Source organism: Paenibacillus sp. A3 (genome assembly GCF_001399685.1).
GTDB lineage: Bacteria > Bacillota > Bacilli > Paenibacillales > NBRC-103111 > Paenibacillus_G.
On sequence record NZ_JTHN01000031.1, the window covers coordinates 40,853 to 53,890 of the forward strand.

At 50.0% G+C, this 13,038-nt stretch carries 12 protein-coding genes and 3 pseudogenes; all 15 read left to right on the forward strand.

Translation table 11 applies throughout. The features are described from left to right. Positions 1–53 precede the first annotated feature (53 nt). Positions 54–239, forward strand: a pseudogene (locus tag QJ48_RS38010) (transposase); the annotation flags it as partial. A 21-nt stretch (positions 240–260) separates the two neighbouring features. Further along, positions 261–449, forward strand: a pseudogene (locus tag QJ48_RS36630) (helix-turn-helix domain-containing protein); the annotation flags it as partial. 176 nt (positions 450–625) lie between these two features. After that, positions 626–1,060, forward strand: coding sequence for a nuclear transport factor 2 family protein (locus tag QJ48_RS04660; RefSeq protein ID WP_054972480.1), 435 nt, complete (start codon positions 626–628; stop codon positions 1,058–1,060). Between the two features lie 47 nt (positions 1,061–1,107). Next, positions 1,108–1,515, forward strand: a pseudogene (locus QJ48_RS04665) (NAD(P)H-dependent oxidoreductase); the annotation flags it as partial. 112 nt (positions 1,516–1,627) lie between these two features. Then, positions 1,628–2,407, forward strand: a complete 780-nt coding sequence (locus QJ48_RS04670) for a TrmB family transcriptional regulator (protein WP_054972482.1) — start codon at positions 1,628–1,630, stop codon at positions 2,405–2,407. A gap of 258 nt (positions 2,408–2,665) precedes the next feature. Continuing rightward, positions 2,666–3,679 carry a thiamine pyrophosphate-dependent dehydrogenase E1 component subunit alpha gene (locus tag QJ48_RS04675; RefSeq protein ID WP_054972483.1) on the forward strand — a complete coding sequence of 338 codons (1,014 nt, stop codon included), beginning with the start codon at positions 2,666–2,668 and terminating at the stop codon, positions 3,677–3,679. A 12-nt stretch (positions 3,680–3,691) separates the two neighbouring features. Beyond that, on the forward strand, positions 3,692–4,675 hold the full coding sequence (locus QJ48_RS04680; RefSeq protein WP_054972484.1) for an alpha-ketoacid dehydrogenase subunit beta: 984 nt from the start codon (positions 3,692–3,694) through the stop codon (positions 4,673–4,675). An 18-nt stretch (positions 4,676–4,693) separates the two neighbouring features. Further along, positions 4,694–5,986: a dihydrolipoamide acetyltransferase family protein gene (locus tag QJ48_RS04685; RefSeq protein ID WP_054972485.1), complete on the forward strand. Its 1,293-nt coding sequence runs from the start codon at positions 4,694–4,696 to the stop codon at positions 5,984–5,986. A gap of 34 nt (positions 5,987–6,020) precedes the next feature. After that, positions 6,021–7,160, forward strand: coding sequence for an acyl-CoA dehydrogenase (locus tag QJ48_RS04690; RefSeq protein ID WP_054972486.1), 1,140 nt, complete (start codon positions 6,021–6,023; stop codon positions 7,158–7,160). Positions 7,161–7,174: 14 nt separating this feature from the next. Beyond that, positions 7,175–8,515 (forward strand): acetyl-CoA carboxylase biotin carboxylase subunit, encoded by a 1,341-nt coding sequence (locus tag QJ48_RS04695; protein WP_054972487.1) that lies wholly within the window; start codon positions 7,175–7,177, stop codon positions 8,513–8,515. Positions 8,516–8,532: 17 nt separating this feature from the next. Continuing rightward, entirely contained in the window at positions 8,533–8,745 is a 213-nt protein-coding gene (locus QJ48_RS04700) for an acetyl-CoA carboxylase biotin carboxyl carrier protein subunit (protein ID WP_054972488.1), read from the forward strand. Positions 8,746–8,768: 23 nt separating this feature from the next. Then, on the forward strand, positions 8,769–9,677 hold the full coding sequence (locus QJ48_RS04705; RefSeq protein ID WP_054972489.1) for a hydroxymethylglutaryl-CoA lyase: 909 nt from the start codon (positions 8,769–8,771) through the stop codon (positions 9,675–9,677). 37 nt (positions 9,678–9,714) lie between these two features. After that, positions 9,715–10,497, forward strand: a complete 783-nt coding sequence (locus QJ48_RS04710) for an enoyl-CoA hydratase (protein WP_054972490.1) — start codon at positions 9,715–9,717, stop codon at positions 10,495–10,497. Between the two features lie 30 nt (positions 10,498–10,527). Continuing rightward, entirely contained in the window at positions 10,528–12,066 is a 1,539-nt protein-coding gene (locus QJ48_RS04715; protein ID WP_054972491.1) for an acyl-CoA carboxylase subunit beta, read from the forward strand. A 147-nt stretch (positions 12,067–12,213) separates the two neighbouring features. Next, positions 12,214–13,038, forward strand: an 825-nt coding sequence (locus QJ48_RS04720) for a LysR family transcriptional regulator (protein WP_054972492.1), incomplete at its 3' end; no start/stop codon positions are given.

The window sequence follows — 13,038 nt, forward strand, 5'->3', positions numbered from 1 at the left end:
CATCTCCTTGTTTTGTCTTGGAAATATTGTTACACAATTGAATATATAAGTTAAATTCTGCACACACATCCAAGGAGACCGAGGCTTATTTAGCGTCTGTACCGGATCGATTTGATTTTGTGTTCACGCCTAAACATGGCTCCTGGCTGAATGTGATCGAGAGTTTCTTTGCCAAAATGACCAAACACGTGCTTCGACATATTCGAGTCAAGTCAAAGGAAGAACTCAAAAAACGAATTGGGTTATACCTTCAAGAAGCAACAGGCGTGACGCCTCATCAATATTTGATTCATCTGCGGATCGAGCGTTCCGAGCAGCTCATTCGCTGCGGGAACATGAGTATGAAGGAGATTGCCGCTCAAGTCGGATTCTCCGACCAGGCCCACTTCACCAAGTTATTTAAAAGAGTGACCGGATTGACTCCAGTGAAGTATGCGTCTGCTTTATGAAATGACAGGATAACGTTTAGCCCGAACCGCCGGCGGCAGTGCAATCAACTGCTGCCCGGCGTTTTTTTATGGCGATTTTTGACCAAAATCTGCGCATTCCATTCAATATTCCAAGGCCAAGGGGACGCTATACTTGGAATGTGAGTACAAAAAAATCGAAGAAAGAGGGAAGGGCAATGGAAGTTGCAAGGATCGTAGGACAATTTTTAGAACTGGAAGCAAAACAGGATATCGCGGGGATGGGGGCATTGATGACGAACGATATTGTCTATGAGATGCCGTTTGGACTTCAGGGCGATCGTGTCCAGGGCAAAGAAAGTCTGATTCAGTTGCTGGATCAGTTTATCGGCAAAGAACATGGGATCTATTCGTCATGGGACATTTTCAACATTCGTGTTTACGCGGCCGGTGAAGGCAAAGAGGAACAAGAAATCGTTGTCGCCGAAATGGATGGCAGAGGCATTGTAAAGCAGAACGGATATAAATATACGCAATCCTATATCAGCTTGCTGCACGTCAACGACGGACGGATTACGTTGTGGAGGGAATATTGGGAATATTTCAATCCGATTCATTTGCAGAATACGCTTGACTCTTTGCAAGGCAAGTAAAACCTTTCAGCTTAAATAACAGGAGGAAAAACAAGTGGAAAATATTAAATGACATCGGCTGGGCAGATGCGATTATCTTCAGTACACCCACCCGGTTCGGCGCGGTCTCATCGCAATTGAAGTAATTTCTGGATACGTCAGGCTCGCTATGGGCGCAAGGGAAGCTGACCAATAAAGTCGTATCGGCCATGACGAGCGCCAGTAATCCGCATGGAGGGCAGGAAGCGACGCTGTTGTCACTGTACACGAGCATGTATCATTGGGGGGCGATTATCGTAGCCCCGGGCTTCACCGATCCCTCGGTCATCGAAGCGGGAGGGAATCCGTATGGTGCAAGCATAACGGTAGATCAAAGCGGTAATTTCGAAGCCAAAGGATTGGAGGCGGTTAAACATCAAGCCAGACGGGTCGTAACGGTGGTATCTGCATTGAAGACAGGAATGAAAAGAGCATAACGGTCACTTAGGGACCCTGACGTTTGTTGGAAGCATGGCATGTTGACTTTTACAACAAATGGTAGTAGTATTTTAAAATACTTATAAATTCATTCAGAAGGGAGGTAACCCATTGATTGACGAGCTTCGCAAGATCGGATTGTCGGATCTGGAGGCAAGATGTTACATGGTGCTTCATGAGGAGCCGAAAATATCCGGATATGAGGTAGCCAAAAAAGTTTCGGTTTCCCGCACAAATGTATATGCTGCGCTTCGTTCATTGACTGACAAGGGCATGTGCCGGGTGATCGAAACCGAACCTGTTCTGTATGATGCCGTGCCTATTCAGCAGGTTGTTCGATTGCTGCATTCGGAATTTGAACAAACGACGAGATTGCTTCTGGAACAGTTGCACTCGCCCCCACGGACTTCGCCGTCCTTCTATAGCTGGCAAGGGGAAAAAGCAATTGAAACGGCGATTCGGCGTTTGATATCGAATGCGGACAAAAGCATTATCGTCGATATTTGGTCTGAAGATATTCACTGGGTGGAAGAACCGTTGATAGAAGCGGAGAAGCGCGGCCTCGCCGTCACGCTGATCTCAATCGGCGAATGCCATACGCGGCTGAAGAATGTTCTGGTACATAAAAGAAGCGACGATTGGAACAACGCGGTTGCCAGAAAATTCTCCATGCTTTGCGATTCCCGCTCGACCCTGCTTGGCAGTTTTGGGCAAGGGCTGAGACCTACGGTCCTGGAAACCGACCATCCCTCGCTTGTTGAATTGTTGCAAAATACGTTCTATCATGACGTCGTTATGGAACAGATTGAGCGGGATTTCAGCAAGGAGCTGACGGAAAAGTACGGGGACCATTACGAACGCATTATTGACTCCTATCGGAAATACTTGTGAGAGTATTTCCTTTTTTTTGATTGAACATTAGTGGTATTTATGAATACTTCTTAATATGTAAGTTTACATAATAATTATTATGTAATCTAAAAAATGAATCTCAGACAAGACTTCGTGCAATAACATAGGGTGGGTAATGTGACTATATTTTTTTTGCATAGTTTCTATGCACAATATATATTTCACGCTTGGAATGATGATATGTAAACTAAAGCTTAACCGCAATATGCTGCGGCACCATTGTCGGAGGGATACGATATGAATGAAACCGGAAACGGTCAAGTCAAGAACCGGCACCAAGCATTAGGGTTATCGGATCAACAGGTTCTTCAAATGTATCAGCATATGGTTTTGGCGCGAAAAGTAGATGAACGGATGTGGCTTCTGAATCGTGCGGGAAAGATCCCTTTTCTCGTTTCTTGCCAAGGCCATGAAGCGGCGCAGGTGGGAGCGGCTCATGCATTGGATCGAACGAAAGATTTTCTTTGTCCGTATTATCGGGACATGGGAATGGTCATTGTTTTCGGGATGACGGCAAAGGAATTGATGCTTTCCGCCTTTGCCAAGGCGGGAGATCCGAACAGCGGCGGACGCCAAATGCCAGGGCATTATGGGAGTAAACGACTAAATATTCTTTCGGGGTCCAGCGTCGTAACAAGTCAAGTGCCGCATGCTGTTGGAATCGCTTTATCTGGAAGAATTGAAGGGGAAAAACTTGTCGTGTTAACGGCCTTCGGGGAAGGGGCCAGCAATCAAGGGGAGTTTCACGAAGCGGCGAACTTTGCCGGGGTGCACAAGCTTCCTGTCATTTTCTTTTGCGAGAATAACAAGTATGCCATTTCTGTACCCTATTCCAAGCAGGCGGCTTGTGAAAGTATCGCGGATCGGGCAAAAGGTTACGGGTTTCCCGGCATCAGCGTGGATGGCAATGATCCCTTGGAAGTATATAAGGTCACGAAAGAGGCGGCCGATCGGGCAAAAAGAGGAGAAGGGCCGACGCTTATCGAGGTGGTCGTCTATCGTTTAGTTCCTCATTCAAGCGATGACGATGATCGAACCTACCGTTCCCGTGAAGAAGTGGAAGAAGCCAGGAAGAACGATCCGCTCGTATCCTTCGGCCATTATCTTAAAGATTTGGGGATATTGGACGAACCTCAAGAGAAGGAAATCCATGACCGGATGCTCATGGAAGTCGATGAGGCCACGGAATATGCGGAGAATGCTCCGGATTCGGCTCCGGAAGACGCCCTTAAGCACGTTTATGCAGAATAGGGGGAGTGAAAAATGGCCGTGATTTCCTATGTTGATGCAGTGAGCCAAGCTCTTCGAGAGGAAATGCAGCGAGATCCGAGAGTATTCGTATTAGGAGAAGACGTCGGAGTACGCGGGGGCGTGTTTCGGGTTACCCAAGGCTTTTATGAGGAATTTGGGGAACAACGGGTGATCGATACGCCGCTATCGGAAGCGGCCATTGCAGGTGTATCGGTTGGGGCAGCCGCTTATGGATTGAGGCCTGTAGCCGAAATTCAGTTTGCCGAGTATATCATGCCTGCCGTAAACCAAATTGTGAATGAAGCCGCCAAAATGAGATACCGCTCGAACGGAGATTGGAGCTGTCCCTTGGTCGTTCGCGCTCCTTACGGAGGAGGAGTTCACGGCGCGCTCTATCATTCGCAAAGCGTCGAAGCCATGTTTTGCAACATTCCCGGTTTAAAAGTAGTTACGCCTTCCACGCCTTATGATGCCAAAGGACTGTTAAAAGCAGCGATCCGCGATGAAGATCCCGTTCTTTTCTTTGAACATAAGCGATGCTATCGATCGATCAAAGGAGAAGTGCCGGACTCGGATTACCTGGTTCCCATCGGGAAGTCAGATATTAAGCGGCAAGGAGAAGATCTCACGGTTATTTCTTACGGACTTACCTTGCATTTTGCGTTGGAAGCGGCAGATAAGCTTTCCCGGGAAGGATACAGCGCTCACATTCTGGATTTGCGTACCCTCTATCCTCTCGATAAGGAATCGATTGTAGAGGCTGCCCGTAAAACCGGTAAAGTGTTAATTATTCATGAAGACAACAAAGAGGGAGGCGTTGGGGCGGAAGTTGCAGCTGTGCTCGCAGAGGAATGCCTTTTTGAATTGGATGCCCCGATCAAACGCCTGTGCGGTCCGGACGTCCCCGCTATGCCATATAGTAAGCCAATGGAGAAATTCTTCATGCTCAATCCGGATAAAGTATATCAGGCCATGAAAGCATTGGCCGAATTTTGATCCGATCGGGAGGAGAATATGGCCGAGAAAATCATTATGCCCCAGTTAGGGGAAAGTGTAACGGAAGGAACCATCTCCAAGTGGCTCGTCAACATCGGGGATAAAATCAAAAAATACGATCCCGTATGCGAAGTGATTACAGATAAAGTGAACGCGGAGGTTCCTTCGACTTTCAGCGGTACGGTATCCGAAATTGTCGTTCAAGAAGGCGAAACGGTAGCCGTAGGAACTTTGATCTGCCGTATTGCGGTGGAAGAGCAAGCGATCACGCCGGTTGAATCCAAGACGTCAGCCGCCGCTCAAGATCAAGGAGCCGATGATGTGATCACGCAAGCAGCCATGAGCCCGCGCTATTCGCCGGCCGTGCTTAAATTGGCGCAAGAAAATAACCTGGATCTTTCCCGTATGGAAGGATCAGGCGCTGCCGGACGCATCACCAGAAAAGACATCTTGGACATCTTACAAGGAAAGAGGCAGGCCGCAGCCGCTCCCGTTCCAAAAGCAGAACCTCCGTCTCCGTCTAAGCCGCCCCAACCGGTACAATCGGCCCGCGACATTCCGCAGCCGTCCGTTTCGGTTGAGGCCCTGTCTGCCGTCCATTCTCCGTTAAATCAAACCGACGAGACGATCCCGGTTACCGCCATCCGCAGAACGATTGCCGAACGAATGGTAAAGAGCAAGCAGGAGATCCCCCACGCCTGGCTTATGGTCGAATGCGATGTCACCAATCTGGTACGTTATCGGGACCGGATCAAAGAGGAGTTTAAGCAAAAAGAAGGAATCCATTTAACTTACTTGCCATTCTTTATCAAGTCGGTTGTAGGAGCCCTGAAGGAATTCCCCATCTTAAATGCGCAGTGGGCAGGCGATCACATGATCGTCAAAAAAGCAGTTCATCTCTCGATGGCCGTCGCCACCGATCAAGCGTTATTCGTACCGGTCATTAAGGACGCCGACCAAAAAAGCATTTTCGGTCTTGCCAAAGCCGTAGACGAATTGGTCAAGAAGGCAAGGGAGGGCAGGTTAGCGCTGGAGGATATTACCGGCGGAACGTTTACCGTTAATAACACTGGCTCTTTCGGCTCCGTTCTTTCAGCCCCAATCATCAATCCTCCACAAGTGGCCATCTTAAGTGTCGAAGCCATCGTAAAACGTCCGATCGTCATAAATAACATGATTGCCGTCCGCGATATGATGAACATTTGTCTTTCCTTGGATCACCGGGTGTTGGACGGTCTAGTGTGCGGCCGCTTTTTGAACAGAGTCAAGCAAAAGATTGAAGGCTACGGCATGGAAACCGGACTCTATTAACGTTTCACAATGTTTAAATTGGGGGCGATGAAATATGCATTTTGATTTCACCGAAGAACAAGCGTTGATTAAGAAGATGATGCGCGATTTTGCGGAAGGTGAGGTGGCTCCGGGCGCAGACGAACGGGATCGCACAAAGCAATTTCCGGAGGATGTTTTCGATAAATTAACGAAGCTGGGAGTTATGGGTCTGCCTTTTCCCGAACAATATGGCGGCGGGGGAGCAGATACCATAAGCTTTGCTATCGCTGTAGAAGAATTAAGCCGGGTATGCGCATCCACAGGGATCACCTATTCGGCCCATATCTCGCTAGGCGGGGCGCCCATCCATTTATTCGGAACGGATGAGCAAAAGGAAAAATACTTACCCCCCCTTTGTACAGGAGAATACTTGGGTGCGTTCGGGCTGACGGAGCCGAATGCTGGTTCCGATGCAGGCGGAACCCAAACGACAGCGAAGCTGAATGGGGATCAGTGGATCATTTCCGGTTCCAAATGCTTTATTACCAATGCAAGCTATGCCAAAAACCTGGCGCTCACGGCCGTAACGGACCGATCCAAAGGGACGGATGGAATCAGTGCGTTTATCGTGCCTACCGATGCACCAGGCTTTACGGTCACCAGCAATTACGAAAAGATGGGGCTTCACGCTTCGAATACAACGGAGTTGGTTTTGGACAATGTAGCCGTTAACAAAGAAAATCTCCTGGGGAAAGAAGGGAACGGATATAAGCAATTTTTAGCTACGCTTGACGGCGGGAGAATCGGGATCGGGGCCATGGCGGTCGGGATCGCCCAAGGGGCTTACGAAAAATCGCTCCAATATGCCAAAGTAAGAAAACAATTTGGCCGCAGCTTATCCGCCTTTCAAGCCATCCAATTTAAACTGGCCGACATGGCCATGACTATTGAAGTGGCACGCAACATGGTGTATAAAGCGGCATGGCTTAAGGATCAAGGAAGAGGATTCAAGAAGGAAGCGGCGATGGCCAAATTATTCGCTTCGGAAATGTGTATGAAGGTTTGCGATCAAGCCGTTCAAATCCATGGCGGGTATGGGTATATGAAGGAATACCAGGTGGAGCGGTTTTTCAGGGACGCCAAGCTTTTGGAGATCGGGGAAGGAACTTCGGAAATCCAACGAATGGTGATTGCACGTCAGATCGGCTGTTAAAGGGGATGGGTTCTATGTTCAAAAAAATTCTAATCGCCAACCGGGGGGAAATTGCCTCCAGGGTGATCCGGACTTGCAAATCGCTGGGCATTGCCACCGTCTGCATCTACTCGGAAGCGGATAAGGAAGCCCCTCATGTCAAGATGGCGGATGAGGCCTACGGGGTGGGAGGTCCCAAAGTAGCGGAGAGCTACTTGAATATCGATAAAATTTTGGAAATCGCCCGTCTTTCCGAAGTGGACGCGATCCACCCCGGCTATGGCCTTCTCTCGGAAAATGCCGAATTTGCCCGACGCTGTGAGGAAGCCGGTATTGTATTCATCGGTCCGTCGGCGGATGTCATCTCCCGCATGGGCAGTAAAATTGAAGCCCGGAATATCATGGAAAAGGCAGGTGTGCCTGTCGTCCCCGGCATTTTCTATCCGTTAGCGGATGCGGATGAGGCAGCACGGGCAGCCAGCCGTATCGGCTATCCGGTCATGCTCAAGGCTTCGGCCGGCGGTGGCGGGATCGGCATGCAGATCGTTCACAGCGAAGCGGAAATTCACAAAGCGTTCGAAGGGAACCAGAAACGCGCCACCGATTTCTTCGGAGACGGGGCCATGTATATCGAGAAGGTTGTGGAAAATCCTCGGCACATCGAAATTCAGATTTTGGCCGATTCCCATGGGAATACCGTTTACTTATGGGAACGGGAATGTTCCATTCAGCGCCGCCATCAAAAAGTAGTGGAGGAAGCCCCTTCTACCTATTTGGATGAACTTACACGCAGCAAAATGGGAGAAGCGGCGGTAAGGGCGGCTCAATCCATCGGCTACCGGAATGCAGGAACCATCGAGTTTTTAGTTGACGCGAACAAAAATTTCTATTTCCTTGAAATGAATACTCGTCTACAGGTCGAGCATACGATTACAGAAGAGATTACCGGTTTGGACCTGGTTGCAGAGCAGCTGCGAATTGCGGCCGGACATTCCTTGAATTTTGGCCAATCCGATGTGAAACGCGACGGTCACGCGATTGAAGTGCGGATTTATGCGGAAGATCCGAAGACGTTCTTCCCGTCTCCGGGAACGATTACGAAGTTTGCCATACCCGAAGGACTGGGAATCCGTCATGAGCTCGCTGTACATGAGGGCTCCGTGATCACGCCTTTCTATGATCCGATGATTGCCAAGCTCGTGGTCCGTGGGAAGGATCGCGACGAGGCGATGGACCGGCTTCAAGAGGCGCTAGCCCATTATCAAGTTCAGGGGATCAAAACAAACATCCCAATGCTGCAAGAAGTCATCGCGCATCCCGCATTCCGTTCAGGCGATACGACAACGGGTTTCGTTTCTAAGTATTTACGATCGTAAAACAGGAGGTTATTCAGGTGGGCAAAATCGTGGCGTTTATGGCGGGGAATGTGTATAAAATTCTCGTCAAGCCTGGAGATCAAGTCGAAGCGGGACAAGATGTGGCCATTTTGGAATCGATGAAAATGGAGATTCCGGTCACGATCAGTTCCGGCGGGACGGTAAAAGAAGTAAAGGTGAGCGAAGGCGACTTTGTGGATGAAGGGGATCTATTGATCGAGCTGGATTAAAACGTATGCTGGGGGTCGGGGAGATGAACTGGCCGGCGAGTGTGACGATCAAAGAGGTTGGTCCGCGGGATGGATTACAGAATGAGAAGATCTTTGTTTCCACAGAGGATAAAATAGCTTGGATCAACCAATTGTCCGGCACCGGAATCAAATCGATTGAAATCACTTCGTTTGTGAATCCCAAGTGGATTCCGGCGCTGGCAGATGCAGCTGAAGTTGCGAAAGGAATTGAACGGATGCCCGGCATCATGTATTCAGCTCTCGTTCCGAATCGTCAAGGCCTGGAGCGGGCGTTGGAAGCCGATGTGGATGAAGCGGCCGTCTTTATGTCTGCCAGCGAAACCCACAATCTAAAGAACATCAACAAGTCGATTAGCGCTACTTTTCCGATTCTAAGAGAAGTGGTGCAGGAAGCTCTTTCCGCAGGGAAATCAGTCCGCGGTTATGTGTCGACCGTCTTCGGTTGTCCGTATGAAGGTCCTGTTTCCGTCGACGAGGTGATCCGGGTATCGGAAACGTTGTTCGCCATGGGGATTGGCGAGTTATCTCTCGGAGATACGATCGGCATTGCAAATCCTAAGCAGGTGCAAGATGTATTGGATATTCTTTTAAAGCGTTTTGATACCCGGAAACTGGCCCTGCACTTTCACGATACGCGCGGGACGGCTCTGGCCAATATTCTGGTGTCCATGGACATGGGGATCACGACGTTTGATGCCTCCGTCGGCGGTTTAGGCGGATGCCCGTATGCGCCTGGGGCCTCGGGCAATGTGGCTTCGGAAGATTTGCTTTACATGCTGGATACGATGGGAATCCAAACGGGGGTCAATCCGGAAAAACTGCTTTCCGCGGCCCGCTTTATACAGGAAAAGATCGGAAGAGCTTTACCAAGCCGTAATCTTCAGGTCGGCAGCTCGAACGAAAACGGATAAGCGGGTGCAGGGTTCGGTTCAGGGAAGGAGGGAGACCATGGAAAAAACTGTATTGTCCACCAGCATTGGAAGCGGAATTGTGCTCATCACTTTAAACAGGCCGGAAGCCGCCAATGCGCTATCGATCAAGATGCTGGAACAATTGCGGGAGGCGGCCGCGACATGTAAATTTGACCGGTCCGTTCGCTGTATCGTGATCACAGGGGCTGGAGAGAAAGCCTTTTGCGCAGGTGCCGATTTAAAAGAGCGCGCAGGCATGGACATGAACCAGGTGCGCAGGACGGTTGCTTTGATTCGCGAGTGCATCAATGATTTGGAAGCCTTGCCCCAGCCGGTCATTGCCGCCGTGAACGGAGCCGCTTTTGGCGGGGGAACGGAATTGGCGTTGGCCTGCGATATTCGGATCGCCTCCGAAACGGCAACATTTGCCCTTACGGAAACTTCGCTTGGGATTATTCCCGGCGCTGGCGGAACGCAGCGGTTGCCGAGGCTGATCGGGAAGGGGCGCGCCAAAGAGCTCATTTTCACCGCAAGAAAATTCGATGCCAAAGAGGCAAGGGACATGGGGTTGGTAGAGTATGCGACACCGCCTGAATCCCTACTCGATAAAGCACTGGAAATCGCGGGCCGCATTGTTCGAAATGCTCCTGTCGCTGTGGCGCAGGCCAAGTTCGCCATCGATAAGGGGTTTGATGCGGATCTGAGCACCGGGCTTGCGATTGAGCACAATGCCTATGAAGTCACGATTCCGACAAAGGATCGCCTGGAAGGACTGGAGGCGTTCAAAAATAAGCGTCCCCCCATATTTAAGGGCGAGTAACAGCATTTTGGAGATAAGGAGGAACAGGGGATGTCCATGGAAATCAATCCGGAAGAGCTGCAGGAACGTATTTCAAGGATCCTCAAAGGGGGGGCGCAGGCGTATCATCAAAAGAATGCGGGGCAAGGAAAACGATTTGTCCGCGACCGTTTGAAGCTATTGTTTGATCCGGGCTTCGAGCTGGAGGATGCGTTATTTGCCAACTGCGCGGCAGAGGACCTTCCGGCGGATGGCGTAGTTACGGCGATCGGAAAGATTAACGGGAGAATCGTTTGTGCGATGGCCAATGATTCCACCGTCAAAGCCGGTTCTTGGGGATCGCGTACGGTAGAGAAGATCATTCGAATCCAAGAGACGGCCGACAAAATGAGGGTGCCGTTGATTTACCTCGTGGATTCAGCGGGTGCCCGCATTACGGACCAGGTCGAGATGTTCCCCGGTCGGCGCGGGGCCGGCCGTATTTTTTACAACCAGGTCAAATTATCGGGTAAAATTCCTCAAATCTGCCTGCTCTTTGGTCCTTCGGCTGCAGGCGGGGCCTACATTCCGGCATTTTGCGATATCGTGATTATGGTGGATGGCAATGCATCCATGTATCTCGGTTCCCCGAGGATGGCGGAGATGGTTATCGGAGAAAAGGTTACGTTAGAAGAAATGGGTGGCGCGCGCATGCATTGCTCGGTATCCGGATGCGGTGATGTGCTGGCCAAAAGCGAAGAAGAAGCCATTGCGATGGCACGACGATATCTCTCCTATTTTCCCGCCAATTTTTCCGAAAAACCGCCGGTGATGGAAGCAGTGGCACCACCATACTTTGAGAAATCGTTAGAAGAGCTCATCCCGTCCAATCAGAATGCCCCGTTTAACATGTACGACCTGATTGACCGAATTATTGACGAGGGGTCATTCTTTGAGATGAAGAAGCTGTTTGCCGGCGAACTGATTACGGGATTGGCCCGAATGAATGGAAAACCGGTTGGGATTATTGCCAATCAGCCGCGGGTGAAAGGAGGCGTGCTGTTTCACGATTCGGCGGATAAGGCAGCCCGATTTATTACCCTCTGCGACGCGTTTCATATCCCGCTTCTGTTTCTCGCCGACGTCCCCGGTTTTATGATCGGCACCAAAGTGGAGCGGGCAGGAATTATCCGCCATGGCGCGAAAATGATTTCCGCCATGTCCGAAGCGAGCGTGCCCAAAATCTCGGTGATCGTCCGTAAAGCATACGGCGCGGGCCTCTATGCGATGGCTGGTCCTGCGTTTGAACCGGATTGCTGTCTCGCCTTGCCAACAGCTCAAATTGCGGTGATGGGACCGGAAGCTGCGGTCAACGCCGTCTATGCCAATAAAATCTCTCAACTGCCTGAAAACGAGCGGGCCTCCTTTATCGAACAAAAGCGGGAGGAATATAAGCAGGATATTGATATTTACCGGCTGGCTTCTGAAATGATTATTGACGGGATTATTCCGGCCAATTCGTTACGCGACGAGTTAGTGAATCGATTCGAGGCTTATTCGTCCAAAGTTGTCGTCTTCTCCGAGCGGAAGCACCCGGTATATCCGGTTTAATCCGCCGGCATTTTCCGAACAGCACCATGCGTTTAGCGGCGCGCCGGTGCTGTTTTTTGCGTGGACAGCATATCATAATCTTGAGCCGGGGGAGGAATGGTTTGGGTACCGCTTTGCCTATAGGGGAAGGAGGCAGATCCGGATCGGATGGATATTAGACAGCTTCAATATTTTGCAGAGGTGGCCAAGCATAAAAATTTTACAAAAGCTTCGCAGGTCCTGTTTGTTTCTCAGCCATCCATCAGCAAGATGATCAAAAGCCTCGAAGACGAATTGGGCGTTACTTTGCTTGACCGTTCCGAGAGGGAGATTGTACTCACGGATACAGGAAAGCTGGTTAACGAGAAGGCTTTGACCATTTTGCAACTGCTGGAGGAGTTATCTTTTTCGGTTAATGAGCTGGTTCAAGTACAAAGAGGAAACGTGAAAATGGGAATCATGCCTACAATCAGCGCATTGCTTTTCCCAAAAATCATTGCCGGATTCAAGGAGCGATATCCCGGGATTGAGATTCAAATGGTAGAATACAGCGCGAAACAGGTAGAGACGCAGATGGAGCAAGGAAATATCGATTTTGGAGTCACGGTGCTGCCGGTGAACACCCGCTTGTATGAAACGGTATCTTTGTTATCTGAAGAGCTGGTTGTCATCGTAAGCCGTCATCACTGGCTTGCCGGAAGAACATCCGTCAGTTTAGTCGAATTAAAGCATGAGCCGTTTATTCTGTTCACCAAGGAATTCGCCCTTCATGACGTCGTTTGGCAAGCATGCTTGCAGGCCGGGTTCGAACCCGAGGTGGCTCATATGACCTCCCTGTGGGATTTCTGCTGCGAGATGGTGGCGTCTCAATTGGGAATTTCATTGATCCCCAGATCGATGGCGAGCCGTTTGCATCATCTTGCCGTTCATACCGTTTCGATTTCCCATCCGCAGATGGCTTGGGAGCTGGCGCTTATTTATCCACGGGATAAA